Here is a 16,391-nt window from a genome sequence, read left to right as displayed (position 1 = left end):
CCAAAAAATTGTCAATGCCAGATTTTTAACAGTTTCGTATTAGTGAAAACCAGTTCAAATCTTATAACAAAACATCAATATGGTTAGACAAATTAACAAGAATCGAAAAACCTGATTTCTCTTGAGGTAAAAACTTGACTCAAATCTCCAAGCATTGCCGTTGTTGGCTATTAATGTACCAATTGGCTTGCAGTTTGGTTCGCAGATCAAAGCATAATCAAACCTAGTCTTATAGCCACAGCAACAGCCTCGGTGCGGCTGGAGACACTGAGCTTTTGAAAAATGGACGAGAGATGAAATTTGACGGTATGCTCAGAAATATGTAAACGTTTAGCGATCGCTTTATTTCCCAACCCTGACCCCAGCATTCCTAAAACTTCTATCTCCCGTGGTGTCAGGCTTTGTACAGGATTTGTGACTACTTTTTCTCGAATAGACAGTAATTCTACAGCATCCGGGTGCAGCACCAGCAAACCAGAAGCGATCGCTTCCACAGCAGCGACAATTTCTGACTCTGTGCTAGTACTGGGCAATATCCCCCGGATACCAGAACGTAACGCCGTCTCTAAGTCGATGCTGTCGAGATCCTCAACAATGACAATCATTGCCAATGGGTATTGCTCCTCTTGAATGACCAGCAATTTTTCCCACACTGATTGTTGAAGATTACCGCTTAAATCTACCAGCACCACATCTGGTTGTAATTGCCCAACTTCCCTTGTCAATACATCCAAATCGGATGCACTGCCTACAACCGTCAACCGAGGATTGGTAGTCACCACAGCTGATAACCCTGCCCGAACTACAGGGGAAGTAGCAACTACCATCACCTGGATCATGTCGCCTCCACAGCAGTTTTCCCAGCTTGCACTGCAACATAAATCACGAATTGCTGCCCACCGCGTAGGAGTTGTATCGGCAAAGTTCCTTTACTTTCATGGAGATATTTAGTTAAGTCATTCATACTAGTGAATAATCGCCCCGAAACTCCAACTAAAACATCGCCGATTTGCACCCCAGCAGTTTCTGCCGCACTGCCAGGTAAAATTGATAACACCAATAAACCCAATCTACGCCGATCTAAAAGCACAGGTTGCAGTGTGACTCCCAGTTGCGGACGACTGTTTCCCTGTAAAAAACGCTCAACGGTGTTGCTCTTAACTGCCACAGCCAAACCATTGACAATCATGGTGTTAATTCCGACGATTCGACCGAGACAGTCGGCAAGTGGCCCCCCAGAATTTCCAGGATATAACTGCAAATCGGCCATAACTGCCCGCTGATTATTTGCATAGATAATCCCAGTTGTCACAGCACCACTGTCAGCAAAGGGATTACCCACCGCCAAGACTAATTCACCCACTCGTAGCGCCTCAGAATTACCGATGGTTGCAGCGGTTAAATCAGTGGCGACAATTTTCAACGCTGCTAAATCCTGCTGTGGATCAAATTGTGTACGCACCGCATCAAATACCCTGCCGTCTGCCAATTCCACAGTTGCGCGGTTGCTGGTTGCGACGTGGGCATTAGTGATAATTAGTCCGTCAGATTGCCAAATTACGCCAGAACCGACTCCCAAAGAGCCGCTTTTCACTTTGACAGTGCATAGGCGTAACCTAGCAGCTACCTCTGTCAATTCCGCAGCAACGTTAGTTAATGTTATGTTTGCCATCATCTCAAAGTTCCGAATTCCAAATTACGAATTACAAAGGTCGTTCGCCAACTGCCACAGCTAACTCAACTAACACTCCACCCCGCACAACTTGTACGTTGACAGCTTTACCAATGCGATCGCTATTATTAAGCAGCGCCAGCACATCACCTGTATCGCCCACAGTTACGCCATCGAACGTTACCAAAACATCGCCAAGCAGTACACCTGCATTTTCAGCGGGGCCTGAAGCCTCAACATTAACGACGATTACACCAGTTGCAGAACTTAAATTTAGAGCAGTTGTTAGATTCTTTGGTAAACGTACAGGTTGCATTCCCACACCCAAGTAGCCCTTGTCAATGCGTCCTTTTGCTACTAATTGGTCAATGACGCGATCGACTGTAGCAGTGGGGATAGTCAGAGCAGTACCACGTCGCCCCGATGTATTCATACCTACCACAAAACCAGCGGCATCCACGAGCGGCCCACCTGCAAAACCAGAGTAAAGGGTGATATCTGGACGGATGAATTGGTCAATATTCCCGCCATTCATACTCCGCCAAGCACCGCTAACCACACTGACCGCACCCATCGCCGCCCTTAAGTCACCTTCGCTACCTCTTGCCAGTCCTAGCACCAGATGACCGACTTTGAGCGTTTTGGCATCGCCAACTTTTGCCACAGGTATTTCTACATTTTCTAGCTTAAAAACAGCTAAATCAGTGCTAGAATCATGACCGATAAGTGTTATCGGTGCAGTGCTACCATTTGACAAGGTAATTGTGATATCGTCATAGCGCTGGAGAGACTCATCAGAGGTAACAATGATGCCATTACGCCAGTGAATGCCACTTGGGGAGAGACGTGTACCCCCATTTACCGCAACCACAGCACTCCCGGCTTGTTCTACGGTGTCAGCTAAACTGTTGGATAAAGCCAGTAATGAAGACATAAGATTTTTCCACCAACGTTCTTAGATGTTCATATCGTGCCGTTTGATCAACACAGATGGCATCGGAAAAATGGGGAGATTTCATCCTAGAAAAATGGCTAGTACAGCACGGCGGAAATCCACTTAGGAACGTGGATTAATTGAAGAAGGCAGCTATGCTGGAGGCAGAGGGCTTTTATGTAACGTTTGCGATGGGAATTCAAACCCAAAGTACTGCACCCCCCAAACTTTGGTTCTGACAGCAAAAATAAGGTGTAGAGGTCTAGATTGCATTGTCCTGTGGATGGTTTAGTAATTTCTCTAATTGTCCGATACCTGTAAAGTAGATGACCCTTATTTATGAATTCACTATTTTGTTATTCTGTCAATGCGTAAGTCCTAGAAATTAAAAATATCAGGTCATTATCTTTACACAAAAAAGAATAAATTAATTTAAGATAATTATCTAGAAATACTGAGGTAAATTGTTAAATAAAATACAATATTCTTCCCTCAGCCAGCAAGCAAAAACAAAAACAACATCAACAGAGGAAACCCAAGATGAAAGAAGAAAATCAAAAAACCATCACAAACCAGAACCCCGAAACCACAGCAGACAGTGGGGAGTTGTCAATGGAGGATTTAGAGTTGGTGTCTGGAGGTGAAGCACAAGATACTGTCCTTCAGCGTTTAATAGACTTTAGGGAGGCTGAATTAAAAAGCCAAGAAGAGCAAGATTTTTGAATAGTCAATGGTGTCAGTTAGATACAGAGCGATCGCATCCTTGTGAGTTTTCCAGAAAATGCGATCGCTTTTAAGTTGTGCAGAGATACGAAGGCGATCGCATTTGAGATGAAACCAGAGATGCGATCTGGTTGAGACAATTGATTTTGGTGGGTGCGATCGCACTTGAGATGAAACCAGAGATGCGATCGCCTTGAATGGAAATACAGTTAGAGAAAGTGCGATCGCTTTTAAGTTGTACACCAGATACAATCTGCTTGAGACAGTTGATTTTGGTGGTGTGGGTGCGATCGCCTTGAATAGAAATACAGTTAGAGAAAGAGCGATCGCATTTGAGATGAAACCAGAGATGCGATCTGGTTGAGATAGTTGATTTTGGTGGTGTGGGAGCGATCGCCTTGAATAGAAATACAGTTAGAGAAAGAGCGATCGCATTTGAGATGAAACCAGAGATGCAACCTGGTTGAGACAGTTGATTTTGGTGGTGTGGGTGCGATCGCCTTGAATGGAAATACAGTTAGAGAAAGAGCGATCGCATTTGAGATGAAACCAGAGATGCGATCTGGTTGAGATAGTTGATTTTGGTGGTGTGGGAGCGATCGCACAATTAAGAAGTGATTGGGTAAGAGTTTGGAGGAATGCTCCCAGAAGTATCGGGGTTTCTGCCAAAGGTACAAGGGGAAAGCAAAACCAGCGAATAAAAAGTTTCACAGGGTAAACAAGTTACTCGCTGGTTTTTCCTCTTCTTCTGTCAAAGTAGCAGATGCGGAGGATTCTTGCCGTATTCGCTCTTTCCATAGTCCTCGCAATTTTGCTCTTTTACGACGCATTGCTCTCAAGAACACCTTTTGCTACCTTTTATTATTGCGCAAATACCTCCCGCCACTAACTCCAGTATCTCATCTGAAAGCTCCCCATCATCTTCATCCCCATCCCCATTTTCCCATTTCTCTATTTCATTTAATAGTTCTACATAATCCTGGGGGGTGAAGTCATAGCCATACTTTGTTCCCACTTGGACAACGGAGTGAGCAACTTCCATCAACTCCCAATCCTCTTTGCCTTTGATAGCGTTGGCATATGCTTGCTGCAAAGTATTATTTGTATTGATGTTGACGAAAAATTCTATACAAGCTTTTTTACTCATTGGCTTTCTACCTTTAGTATAGATAACTCTTTATCTGCCTCTCTAAGCATATTGTGATATATTATGCTAGAAATCAGGATTTTCACTTAATTAAGAATAAAGATTCTAATAAAATGGACGGTGAAGAAGTTAAACTTGTAATAAAATTAGAAAAAGGCGATGACCTGGAAAGAAAGAAAATCAACTTAAGCAACGCTTTTTATCAATGGGGAAAAACTTTTTTCTAAATTCCCCTATTTGCTGCCAATTCTACTAAAGTTAGGGAAGTTAAACTCGTTAACAACTTTGCCTGAAATTCCGGAGTATTTAACTCACCTTGATTTTGGATATGTAATTCTTCTAAACTCTGGGCAGCATCTTTAACCAAAACTTGCAAAATCTTGAAAGCACCTTCAGAAAGTGGGGGTTGTCCTCGGTAATTTTGTAACCTTCCACCTTGGCGATAGTTAGGAAATGCTTCCAAGCCAATAAATCGCAAAAACCAATCAGCGCGATACCGTCCATTATTTGCTGCAACTATTCCTTGATAATCGGCAATGAGTTCATCCAGCATATTATTTCCCATCGCACCAAACACCCTCCGGGTGAAATAATGACAGCACTCATGTTCTAAGCGAATGATCAGGGAAAGGCGCAACCATTCTTCCTCATCAATTCCTATATCTGCCGCCGAAACTGCACTATAATTTCCCCGACTGAGAATGATAAAACAGTCTTGATAAAGGTTTTTTTGTAGTTTGAGACGTTGAAATTCTGCTTGCCAATCTGCCTCTGTTGGTAGTATCGATTGTTTTGCTGTCCATTCTTGGCGATAGTGGTGAATTCGTTCCCAATTATTAAATCCAGCAACAATTGTTGCACCCATTGATTCAGTAATTGCTTCTGGTTCATTACGCTTAGTTAAAGCTTGTACCAAACTAACGAAATCTGCTCTACATCCAGCAATAATCACAGGGATTTTTCCCGCCAAACTTTGATGAATAATTAATTGCAACGCTTCCGGTTTTTCTAACTCCAAACCTGTTGCTTCTACCATTGCTTCAGTTAAATAACCTTTGCGAGTGGCAACACGATAATTATCAGTTTGGCTAATCCCTGCTTGAATAGGAAATTGTAACTGCACCAACGCAGAACGCAAAGCCTTAAACACTCCTAAATCTTGAGCTTGTGAAGAATATCTTTCCCAAGCAACAACGTGAGGTTCTGCTTCTAGGGGAAAGGTATATTTAGATAGTTCGGAAGAATTAAAAGTATTCTCATTGTATGTTAAAAGTTCGCTAATTTCTGATTGTGTTGCTCCTAATGCAGATAAAAATTGTGAGCAATCATAAAGTTGAGGAGACATAGTTTATTTTGTTGCATTATACAGGTTTTAGTAAGTAGGTGGGCATAATTAAACGTAAGATGTCATTGCGAGGAGGAACGACGAAGCAATCGCAATGACTGGGATTGCTTCGTTCCTCTCTACGAGACGCTACGCGAATGCAATGACAGCCTATATTATATTTATTTACACCCATCTACTTAAGTAGGTAGGTACGAATAAACCGAGCTATGTAACAAAATGTAAAAAGACCGAAACCCTTGCGATTGCTTCGTCGTGCCTCCTCGCAATGACAGCCTATATTATATTTATTTACATTCATCTACTTACCACTTGTTTTCCATCTCTAAAAGTTCGCAACTTTTCTATAGTTTCTCGCGGCATACCTCTATTCCATTTCTCTTTAATAACACCTTCCTCTAATACAACAGCCGTGGGAGTTGCTGAAACTAAAAGTGAGAAAATAGAAGGCTCTATAAGATGAACAGGAAAGTTAATGCTTTTTTCCTCTATATATGCTTGAAATTTTTGACCTGTTTCTTCCGAAGCAGACATAATACCAACAACTTCAGGGAAAGCTGGATGTTTGTGCATCACCTTTAGCACCTTAACCCAAAATTGGCAATGTGAACAGTTTGGATTGAGAAATACAACTATTTTATTACCTTGCATCAAATTATCATTAGCATCATTTAACCATTGAGATTGCCAACGCCGATTTACTTTTAAGGGAGTCAGTTCCCACAAAGCTTCTCCAGTGTCTTGCAATTTTTGATAAGAAATTGTAGTAGATAAAATACTACTAGTAACTGTTAATAATAAAAACCAGAATTGTTGATTTCCAGATAATAAATTGCTAACAGGATGGAAAATTGCCAAGCTCATTAAAGCAATATAAATGCTATTGAGCAATAAACTTTGATTGGGAGTAATTATTAATAAACCCGTGTAGCAACCACAGTCTTCCGTCCGACCAGTGGAGGTACTCCAATAGGTCAAGATAGAGAGGGCAACTAGGATTATTAGCATGGCAGGAAATAGCCATTGGGGAAATATCCTGAAGATCAGAGCATTGCCTAACAGGTACTCCAAGGCAATAAAAATAAAAGCAGCAGGTACAACAGCTTTCTCTGGGAAAGTTCTTAGTTGATCAATGTGCCTAATAAACGAGTGCGGATCGACGACTTTTGCCAAACCTGTAATAAGAAACACGCCCCCAACCAAGAGAGAACCTAATATGGAAATGAAATCCAAAATGCCAGGTAAACCTTCAACAATCATCACTGAAATACCTTGAACTATGTTTGTTATTGCTAAGTAATCGGACAAAAATATTTACAGTCATTGCGAGCGGAGCGAAGCAATCCCAACCCCTGCGATTGCTTCATTCCGCTACGCTCCATTCGCAATGACATTGTGTAATTAATTCTGTCAGACTACTTATTTATAAAGTTAAACACATCTATTGTAACTATAGCTACCCTGATACTACTTAGGTAATGAACCAATTTGACGGAATGGCAGAAATTACTCTGCCTGAATCAATCTTTGATAGGAGCCTTCTACATCTTTCATTTCTTGATGAATCCCCGTTGCACCACCTTCCCCCGTTCCAAAACAATAATCTCGTCACAATCACGAATCGTACTCAAACGGTGAGCCACAATAATGCAAGTACAACCCCGCCGCCGGATATTTCTATCAATAATATTCTCCGTCTCTGCATCCAGCGCACTCGTCGCTTCATCCATAACCAAAATAGAAGGATTATTCACCAAAGCACGAGCAATTTCTAACCTTTGGCGCTGTCCACCACTCAAGTTAGATGCACCTTCCAACAACTTGCCATCCAAACCACCGGGAATTGCCATCACTACATCCAAAATCGCTGCATCCTGACAAGCTTTCATCAACTGCACATCAGGAATCGTCTCATCCCACAGGGTCAAATTATCCCGCACCGTGCCACCAAACAGAAAAATCTCCTGTTCTACCATAGCCAGCGAATTAGTAATCACTGCACGGGGAATTTGCTTACGCGGAACACCGTCGAACAAAATCTCACCTTCCCAAGCGTCATACAAACCAGTGACGATTTTGGATACCGTAGATTTACCAGAACCACTACCACCAACAAAAGCTACTCGCTGTCCGGGTTTTAGGGTACAACTAAAATTCTGAATTAACGGCTCCTCTACCCGACTATATCCAAAAGTCAGGTTGCGGAGTTCGATGTATCCTTCTAAGCGGCAGTGTTCTACAGGCCAAGCATATTGAATGGGTGATTTCTCCCTGATGCCTTCCGGTTGCAAAGCTACATCTATGGGGTTTCGCAGCACATCATCCAAGCGTTTTAAGTCACCGTCAAGGTTTTGAATCGTCGTTCCCAAGCCTACCAAAGTATTCACCGGGCCTTGAAACCTACTCATCAAGCTTTGAAAGGCAACCAACATCCCAATTGTCAAGTGACCATCAATCACCCGTAACCCACCGATAATTAACAACAACATGGTAGTTAAGGATGAAAGAAACGATGGTAGCAGCGATACCCACTGTTCGTTCTGGCTCATCTCTTGCTCGGCACTGGTGAGTTTGGCGTAGTATCCTGCCCAACGACTAAAAGTGTCAGATTCCAAAGCACCTGCTTTAATGGTTTCAATACTTTGTAACGCCCCAATTTCTACCCCAGCTAGTTTGCCACCGTCTTGGGCTAACCTCATACTCGTATCAATCCGACGGCGGGAAACCCACTGAATCACCGCAACGTTAACGGCAACAGCTGCTACGCAAATCAGCGTCAGCAGCCAGTCATAAGCCAGCATCATTGCGCCGTAGAAAACAATCATCACCGAATCGATCGCAGTTCTCGCTAATTGTCCTGATAGTATGGAAGCAACGTGGTTGTTAATCCCTATGCGACTGCTAATTTCTCCAGCATAACGCTGGGCGTAAAAACCAGTGGGCAAACATAAAAGATGCCAAAGAAATTGCCCAGTCATGCTGATGGAAAGTCGGAGATTTAGGTATCTCAGTTTTCGCAATTGCATTAAATTCATCACCGCTTGCAGCACTGCGATCGCACCCATACCAATTAACATTGGTTTGAGCCAGTCATACCGCTTTTCCATCAAAATATTATCTATAAAAACTTGGCTCATGGCTGCTATAGCAAAGCCAGGAATTACTAACAAAAAGCCAATTAAAACGCAAAATAACAGTTCCCTAAAGGAATTTTTCAGCCGAGAATATAACGCACCAATAATATTCCCTTTCTCCCCACCTTTTTTGAATTCCGTTCCCGGCTCCATTACTAAGACTACACCCGTATAAGCTTCGTCAAACTCCTGCATGGTGACGCTACGGGGGCCAGTGCCGGGGTCATTTAACCAAACACGCTCGCGCAGTTTTCCGCCACTATTATTGCTAAAAAACCCTTCCACCACCAGAAAGTGATTGAAGTTCCAGAACACAATAAACGGTGGTTTAATTGCTTGCAGTTGTTTAATATCTTTTTTAAACCCCTTGGCCTGCATTCCATAATTGCGTGCTGCTTTGAGCAGGTTTGAGGCTTTAGAACCGTCGCGGGAAACACCACAACTAACTCGCAGTTCTGCCAAAGGAATAATTAGCCCATAATAGCTGAGAATGGTGCCCAAAGCTGCTGCTCCGCATTCCACAGCCTCCATTTGTAATAAGGTCGGTGTTCTGAAACGAGAGTTGTAATATTTGGATTTTTCGGTGGATTTTTCAGTTTGTGGTTTTTTCGTAGCAGGTTGCTTGATTTTTTCAAGTAATTGCATAGGTGAAGGGTGAAGGGTAATGGGTAATGGGTAAAATGGGTAATGGATAATGGGTAATAGAGAAAAAAGCGTAAATTATTCTCCCCTGCTCCCCTGCTTATTTCATACCAGCCAGTTCTCGGAGAAATGGTAGTAAGAAAGTAATTGGCGATCGCTCTTCTACCGTCACTCGGATAGTTGCTGTCGTTCCTGGTGTAATTTTCGAGTTGGGCCCTTTGGAAGAAGACCATTTGTAGCCGCTAGTATTGCTATCGTCGGTTTGCAAATTAGCCGTAATTTGAATAGCGGCTCCAGTCTCACCCATGAGATTTTTTACTACTTCTGCATTACCGATGAGTGCAACAGTTCCTTCTGCGCTGACAGGTAGAGAAGAAACAGCATTAACTTTGCCGACAATCCCGCCAAATCGCTCTCTCTGTACCGTATCTGGAGTAATTGAAATCGGCATTTCTGGCTTTATTTGCTTGCCATCTTTAATGGGAAAATAAGCCATTGCTAAACCTAATCTTTCCTCATTACCAACTCTCATATTTCCCAAACGACTGCCAGGCTGCACCACCTGACCTAAGCTAGCAGTTAATTCTAAAATACAGCCATCTTGAGGACTTAAAATTTGACTATTTTCGGTTACTTGTTGCTCTAGTCTCATGATGTCTCGGTTAACTTCTTGGATTTCTTTATTCCTCTGACTAGAAGTTTCTAGAGTTTCTTGTTCTAAACGTTTAGATTTCGTTTTCAATTCCTCTAATTGTGCTTGAATTTCATTTGTAGAGCGCATATTCTCTAAATATTCGCGCTCAGTTTTCACACTTTGTAGCTCCAACTCTTGCAACTGCGCTTGTAATTCGCCGATTGAGTTAAAGTTTTGTTGGTAACTTTGCTGAGTTTGAGTTTCAGTTAAATCGAGTTGTTTCAACTGTGCTTGTAGTTCAGCAACATTTTGGACTCCCTGTTTGTATTGTTGTTCTATTTCTAAAACTGAGTCTGTGGATATTCCTCCGGCTGATGCAAGTTGGCGGCGTTTCTGAAGTCTTTGTTCAAGTACAGGAACTAAAGTTTGAACATCTTTTAAGCGTTGTTGTAAACTGATTCGCTGTTGTTGGATCGCAGTTAATCCCCTGGTTTTTAATGTTGGAGCGAATGCTTGAGCCTCTTGTAAGCGTTGTTGTAAACTCAATCTTTGTTGAGAGATGGCATTTAACCCTTTCGCTTTGAGAATTGGAGTTAATGCTTGAGCATCTTGCAAACGTTGTTGTAGACTCGCTTGGGAAGTGGCGATCGTACTTTTTTCCGACTGCATCCTCTGGCTAGATATTAATGAAGCATCCTGAGCTTGTCCTTGCAACTGAACCAGCTTTCCTTTAGCCAATCGTAATTGTTCTCGCAGAGAAACCGGATCAATAGTTGCCAGCACTTGATCTTTCTTGACGCACTGTCCGTTATTGACATTTAAAGATTTTAATTGCCCAGCAATAGAAGATTGAAATTCCACAACTTGTCGGGGTTGTAAGAAAATACCCCGACCTTCGACGGTGATAGGAATGCGACCGACAATGCTCCATCCCAAACCTAAAATTGCCAAACTACCAAAAACCGTAAGAGCTAACCAATCTTTAGGCGCAAGTACCTGCATCAATTGGTCTAAACGCTCTGGCGAAGACAAACGCTCTAAAGATTCTTGGCGAAAAATACCTTCTTTGTTCTTATCCCGACTGAAAACCATAATTGACTATTGGCACATTATGCTGATGTTTTCTTGTGTTTGTAGACGTAACCTGTCAGGATTAAACTTAACGGCGGAGTTGGTTAATCATCCAATCAAACCGACTACCAGCGATCGCAGTTCCTTCTAACAGGTCGAGATCGAGTTCGTCTTCCACTTCGATATCTTCTGAAAGCATCTCGATAGAGGATTGACTGCTATCAGCTAGGCTGCCACGGATCAACAAGTCCAAACAACGATTAGACAGAATCAGAGCTAGCGATCGATAAAACCGCTCTGCAAATCCGTAGTCTTCTTTAAACTTAGCCGCCAGCATTTTCTGCGGTAATGCCAACACCCAAGCGTTTTCTAGCGATTTGACACTAGCAGAAGCTACACCACCATCAACAAAAGACATTTCGCCTAAGATTTCGCCTTTAACACGTTTAGCAATTTCTTTCTCTACAACACTGCCGTTTTGAGGAATAGAAACATAAATGCCTAGCATTCCTTCTAGTAAAAGGTATACAGCGGGTACTGGCTGTTCTTGTTTAATTAATGTATTACCCAGAGCAGCTTTTTCGGCAACGCCGTTAGCTACCATCCAAGCGATGTCGCTATCATTCAATGTAGCGAATACAACTAAGACTTTCCGCAGAGGTTCGCCTTCTTTGACATTACGAGCAGCCATTAACTTAGTCAACTTCCGCAAGCGGTCTGATAAGCAGATGGACACAAGATGATAAAAGCGAGCCGCAAATTCACGGTCTTGCTTCAATCGGTTTGTAAGTTGCTGTTTAGGTAAGACTAAAAGTTCAGCAGATTCTTTAACAGTGACAGTTGCGCCTTGATGATCTAGAAGCAAATTTTCTCCGATGATCTCTCCTGCGGAAAATGTAATGAGTTCTTCCTTATCGGCTTCTAGTGGTAACATCGTTACCGCTAGATTGCCGCTGAAGCAGATGTATAGATGCGAGTCAGATTTACTCTCCCCAATTAAAACCATTCCTGATTCATAGTGTTTCTTTTGCCCGATCGATTCGAGCCATGCGAAATCATGATCTTCGAGAACGTGGAAAGGAGGAAAATGAGAGAGAATTTGTTTCACGACTGTTTTTTAATAGTTGTAGACAGAATAAAGAGAGAATAGCTGCAATTTAGCCATAACAATTTGTTCGGCTAATTTTTTAGCAACGGCTTCATCGTTCTTTATGCTTCCCCTATTTGGTAGAGAAAGTGTAATAGGTATCAAATAATATTGTAAAAATTTATCAACGATGTCTTCGGCAGTCGCAAAATCTCTATCGCTAAAATGCTATGAGACTGTTGGCGAATTAATAAGGGGTCATACCAGGGCGACCGCATCATGTCAATAAGTAAAGTATATTCTCAATGAGTTAAAAGTAATGTCATTAATTCTTGCTTATTGCGAAAAAATTAGGGTTTAGTCAAAGCCTGTACCCCAGCTATGAGCAGTGGTGAGAATTGATACAACAGCCTCTTGTACGTTGCGTTGATGAAATTAGTTATCGGCTTGATGGGTGAATTACTGGCTCTGGGTAGCGACATCTGCTTCAGTCTGTGTGCTATTTTTAGCGCCCACCCGCAGTTCGGCTGAAGTTAAATTCTCACAGGGAGAAGACTTTGCGGAGATTCTCAGCAGTGATTATTGGTCGGCTTATAGTCCATAATATTTTACTAGATTCTCTTGATAATAACTCTTGAAATTTCGATAACTAGAATGATGAAAATAGACTATTATTGTCGTGACCTCACTTAAACATAGTTGACTCTTACTTTCTCTTTGTTGCTTTTGAGATGCAATAGCAATAGAAATGAAAAGCTTCTTCAAAAATTAAACAAAAATCATCTATTTCACAAAATAATTTTTCTAATTCCATTATCTATTCCTCTCTCCGAAATAATTACTTTATTCTCAGAGCTTAGAGACAATATTGATTGTTGCTAGTAATATTACTTATATTTCTGTTGGAAAAATTTACTTATTGAAGTTGTCAACTACCAATTATTTATCAAGAAAGGCAGAGGGCAGGAGGCAGAAGGCAGAAGGGAATACTGCCTCCTCCCTCTGCCTGTGACCGAACCGAACTTGGGTATAAAACCCCACCGTCTATACGGTGCTTACAATTGGTTGGGGTCTGAATCCCCAACGAAAAAGTTCCTTCTGCCCTCTGCCCTCAGCATAGATGCCTTCTTCAACAATAGCTTAAAATTATTGACAATCACTCAAGCCTAACAAAATCCTGTAACTCTTATCAGGAAAGATTTATAGCTAGGAGAGTTAGTATTGTCTATAGATACAGCACTTTGCAAGTAAATGAAGTACTGCTTGGGGCTACGGTGAATTACCCCCCTTAATCCCCCCTTATAAAGGAGGGAAAAAGAAATCTAGTTCCCTCTCCTTTATAAGGCTACGGTGTACACACATCTCTGTAGAAACCCAAAATCGTTGGAGATCCCCCTAAATCCCCCGATAAATTGGGGGACTTTGATTCTTCCCCCTTTTTAAGGGGGGCTAGGGGGGATCTAGAAGTGCCTAAAATTACAGCCAACCACTTTTAAAACATCCTTTATTTCTCTGTGTTCTCTGCGCCTCTGCGGTTCATAAAAAAAGGACGAACTCGAAAGTTCGCCCATAACATAGTATTATGCTGTTGCTCAATCCAAATCCAAACCCAAATTTAAATCTTCGCTTCTTCTCTCACCAACTTATCCCAACCCAAATCTTTCAAATTATTATTCCGACGTAGCGGACGAGTCACCAACTCTAACATGTCACGCGCATTCGTAAAGCCGTGAATTTGAGCAAAAGTGAATTCCACAGACCACTTTGTATTAATACCCCGTGCTTCCAATGGATTCGCGTGAGCCATACCAGTAATTACCAAATCTGGTTTCAACTCATAAATTCGCTGAAGTTGATTGTAATTATCCGGCTTCTCTACAATCCTTGGCAGAGGTGAATTCATTTCCTGGCAAGTTTTCTCCAAAAGTGCCAATTCAGCAGCTTGATAGCGCTTATCCATGTAAGGAATGCCGATTTCGTGAACTGTCATCCCACAACGGATTAAGAATCTGGCTTGGGAAACTTCCAGCAAGTTATCACCCATGAAGAATACAGACTTACCGCGAATCAGTTTCACGTAATCTTCCAAACCTGCCCAAATTTGGGCTTCCCGTTCATCCAAACCCTTGGGAGTAATACCAAACACAGAGCAGATTTTCTCAATCCAAGCGCGAGTACCATCGGGGCCAATGGGGAAGGGTGCGCCAATGAGTTTACACTTGCGGCGGCGCATTAAGGTGGTAGCTGTGCGACTGAGGAAGGGGTTGACACCAGCGACATAATACCCTTCTTCCAGTACTGGCAGTTCTGTGAAGCGCTTCGCGGGTAGCCAGCCGGAAACTTTGATACCTTGTTTCTTCAGTTCCAAGGTTAATTGAGTCACTACGGGGTCGGGAAGGGAGCCAAAAAGAACTAAGGGTGGATGATCTACGTACTCAGATTCATCTTGGGCGACATCTTCTTTCTTTTTACCAAAGTTGAGCAATTTAGCGATCGCATTCCGTTCAATTTTCTCAGTTTCCGCCACCGGAGACTTATCAGGACAACGGTTAGCCATTGCTGCTAATACGGTGTCTTCTCCTTGGGTGAAGGCGTAATCTAGACCATTTGCCCGCGCTACAACGATGGGAATCCCGATTTCCGATTCTAACTTCGGTGCTAAACCTTCCAAATCTGTTTTGATAATTTCCGTGGTGCAAGTGCCAATCCAGACAATTACACTAGGATTGCGATCGCGTTTAATTTGCAAACACAACCGCTTTAACTCTTCATAATCATTCAGTTGTGCCGAAATATCGCCCTCTTCCAACTCTGCCATTGCATAGCGGGGTTCAGCAAAAATCATCACCCCCATCGCATTTTGCAGGAAGTAGCCACAAGTTTTTGTCCCAATCACCAAAAAGAAGCTATCTTCAATTTTTTGGTATAACCACGCCACGCAGCTAATTGGGCAAAAGGTATGGTAATTTCCGGTTTCACATTCAAAGCTTAAAGCTTCTGGTTGTTGAGCGACAGTCATTTTGGTTTTTTCTCCCCTTGATATTTAATGGCAGATCAACCAATTTTAGATTTTAGATTGATAATTTTGGATTGAAGGCTGGGACAACAAAAGTATCCTCTGTCTAACGACAATTTCCCTAATTTCTCATCCAAAACCCCAAATCTAAAACTTAAAATTGCGAAGAACGGCAATAATTAAGCATTGGGGAAGAGGCGGGCAATTTCTGATTCATCAAAAACGCCTGCTGGCAATTCTTCCCCCAAAAAATCGTTACTTTCTTCAGCCTTTTGCAAAGCTGTTTCATCACCCCAGACATCTGATAACACGTCTTTAAACGCATTTTCATCTATTCGGCTATCTTCAAGCACTTCGTCATCCAGCTTTACTTCCATTGCAGATGTTGCATCTGTATCGAAGGCAATTTCCCCAAATTCATCTGCTTCTAAACTAGAGGTTTCGAGAGACTCATCTTTTGAGGCTTGTCCGTTAGATAAGGAAATATCGCCAAAGCCATTTTCGCTATCTTCCAACTCGCTGATTTCCAGACTTTCATCCTCAGAATCCAGGATTGCGAACTCTTGAACTACCGCCGCCGACGCAAAGCCATTTGTATGAGCATGTGTCAATGTTTCATCTTCAGGCTTTTCATCAACGATCGCTGCTGCTTCTTCTGCGTATTTCTCTACATCTGGGCTGACAACGAAGCGATTACCAAGGGCTAAATCTGGGTCAAAATGCAAATCCAGCACCTCAATCAACGTATCAGCATCAGGATTAAGTTTGGCAAAGGGCAACATTAACTGCGCTAGCTTTGGCTCTAGGGCGTTAAGAACTCCCAGGATGAGGTAAGAAGGTGGTCGCTTCCCGCCATCAGGGGTGTACACTGATTCAACTTCCATGTGCAGGGTAATCCAGTCTCGATTATTCTGGAAAAATTGCAACCACTTTTGCTTTATTGAATCCGTAAAGCTGTTAAAGAATGCCATGTTATTGTCCCCCAT

At 42.3% G+C, this 16,391-nt stretch carries 14 protein-coding genes and 1 pseudogene; 2 read left to right on the top strand and 13 right to left on the bottom strand.

Features of this window, described 5'->3' with window-relative positions:
- Positions 1–206: 206 nt before the first annotated feature.
- From GTQ43_RS25690 to GTQ43_RS25680, 3 genes are read right to left on the bottom strand one after another with little or no spacing between them, the layout of a single operon-like run.
- On the bottom strand, positions 207–839 hold the full coding sequence (locus tag GTQ43_RS25690) for a response regulator transcription factor (protein ID WP_265275529.1): 633 nt from the start codon (positions 837–839) through the stop codon (positions 207–209).
- Positions 836–1,675: a S1C family serine protease gene (locus tag GTQ43_RS25685; RefSeq protein ID WP_265275528.1), complete on the bottom strand. Its 840-nt coding sequence runs from the start codon at positions 1,673–1,675 to the stop codon at positions 836–838. The genes GTQ43_RS25690 and GTQ43_RS25685 overlap by 4 nt, the downstream gene beginning before the upstream one ends.
- A 28-nt stretch (positions 1,676–1,703) precedes the next feature.
- A complete protein-coding gene (locus GTQ43_RS25680; RefSeq protein ID WP_265275527.1) occupies positions 1,704–2,606 on the bottom strand; it encodes a S1C family serine protease in 903 nt (300 codons plus the stop codon).
- Between the two features lie 540 nt (positions 2,607–3,146).
- Between GTQ43_RS25680 and GTQ43_RS25675 the strand changes: the two genes are divergently transcribed.
- A complete protein-coding gene (locus GTQ43_RS25675) occupies positions 3,147–3,329 on the top strand; it encodes a hypothetical protein (RefSeq protein ID WP_265275526.1) in 183 nt (60 codons plus the stop codon).
- Here GTQ43_RS25675 and GTQ43_RS25670 read toward each other — a convergent pair.
- The 8 genes from GTQ43_RS25670 to GTQ43_RS25635 form a co-directional block, all read right to left on the bottom strand.
- Entirely contained in the window at positions 3,300–3,572 is a 273-nt protein-coding gene (locus GTQ43_RS25670) for a hypothetical protein (protein WP_265275525.1), read from the bottom strand. The two genes, GTQ43_RS25675 and GTQ43_RS25670, sit on opposite strands and share 30 nt — an antisense overlap.
- Positions 3,573–3,640: 68 nt before the next feature.
- Positions 3,641–4,006, bottom strand: a complete 366-nt coding sequence (locus GTQ43_RS25665) for a hypothetical protein (RefSeq protein ID WP_265275524.1) — start codon at positions 4,004–4,006, stop codon at positions 3,641–3,643.
- A 158-nt stretch (positions 4,007–4,164) separates the two neighbouring features.
- Positions 4,165–4,476 carry a hypothetical protein gene (locus GTQ43_RS25660; protein WP_265275523.1) on the bottom strand — a complete coding sequence of 104 codons (312 nt, stop codon included), beginning with the start codon at positions 4,474–4,476 and terminating at the stop codon, positions 4,165–4,167.
- A 223-nt stretch (positions 4,477–4,699) separates the two neighbouring features.
- Entirely contained in the window at positions 4,700–5,821 is a 1,122-nt protein-coding gene (locus GTQ43_RS25655; RefSeq protein WP_265275522.1) for a DUF7005 family protein, read from the bottom strand.
- A 297-nt stretch (positions 5,822–6,118) separates the two neighbouring features.
- The gene (locus GTQ43_RS25650; RefSeq protein WP_265275521.1) at positions 6,119–7,129 is read right to left on the bottom strand and encodes a MauE/DoxX family redox-associated membrane protein; all 1,011 of its coding nucleotides are present in this window, start codon (positions 7,127–7,129) and stop codon (positions 6,119–6,121) included.
- Between the two features lie 242 nt (positions 7,130–7,371).
- Positions 7,372–9,600, bottom strand: coding sequence for an NHLP family bacteriocin export ABC transporter peptidase/permease/ATPase subunit (locus GTQ43_RS25645; RefSeq protein ID WP_321162515.1), 2,229 nt, complete (start codon positions 9,598–9,600; stop codon positions 7,372–7,374).
- Between the two features lie 97 nt (positions 9,601–9,697).
- A complete protein-coding gene (locus GTQ43_RS25640) occupies positions 9,698–11,323 on the bottom strand; it encodes an NHLP bacteriocin system secretion protein (protein ID WP_265275520.1) in 1,626 nt (541 codons plus the stop codon).
- 67 nt (positions 11,324–11,390) lie between these two features.
- Positions 11,391–12,410 carry a cyclic nucleotide-binding domain-containing protein gene (locus GTQ43_RS25635; RefSeq protein ID WP_265275519.1) on the bottom strand — a complete coding sequence of 340 codons (1,020 nt, stop codon included), beginning with the start codon at positions 12,408–12,410 and terminating at the stop codon, positions 11,391–11,393.
- Positions 12,411–12,745: 335 nt separating this feature from the next.
- On the opposite strand from GTQ43_RS25635, the pseudogene GTQ43_RS25630 reads away from it, so the two are divergent.
- Positions 12,746–12,990, top strand: a pseudogene (locus GTQ43_RS25630) (IS66 family transposase); the annotation flags it as partial.
- A 1,014-nt stretch (positions 12,991–14,004) separates the two neighbouring features.
- On the opposite strand, the gene GTQ43_RS25625 reads toward GTQ43_RS25630, so the two are convergent.
- Positions 14,005–15,408, bottom strand: coding sequence for a ferredoxin:protochlorophyllide reductase (ATP-dependent) subunit N (locus GTQ43_RS25625; RefSeq protein WP_104899059.1), 1,404 nt, complete (start codon positions 15,406–15,408; stop codon positions 14,005–14,007).
- Positions 15,409–15,584: 176 nt separating this feature from the next.
- Positions 15,585–16,376 carry a DUF5331 domain-containing protein gene (locus tag GTQ43_RS25620; protein ID WP_265275518.1) on the bottom strand — a complete coding sequence of 264 codons (792 nt, stop codon included), beginning with the start codon at positions 16,374–16,376 and terminating at the stop codon, positions 15,585–15,587.
- Positions 16,377–16,391: the final 15 nt, after the last annotated feature.

The sequence above is a fragment of the Nostoc sp. KVJ3 genome, assembly GCF_026127265.1.
Lineage (GTDB): Bacteria > Cyanobacteriota > Cyanobacteriia > Cyanobacteriales > Nostocaceae > Nostoc.
This window is presented reverse-complemented; position numbering and strand designations above follow the sequence as displayed.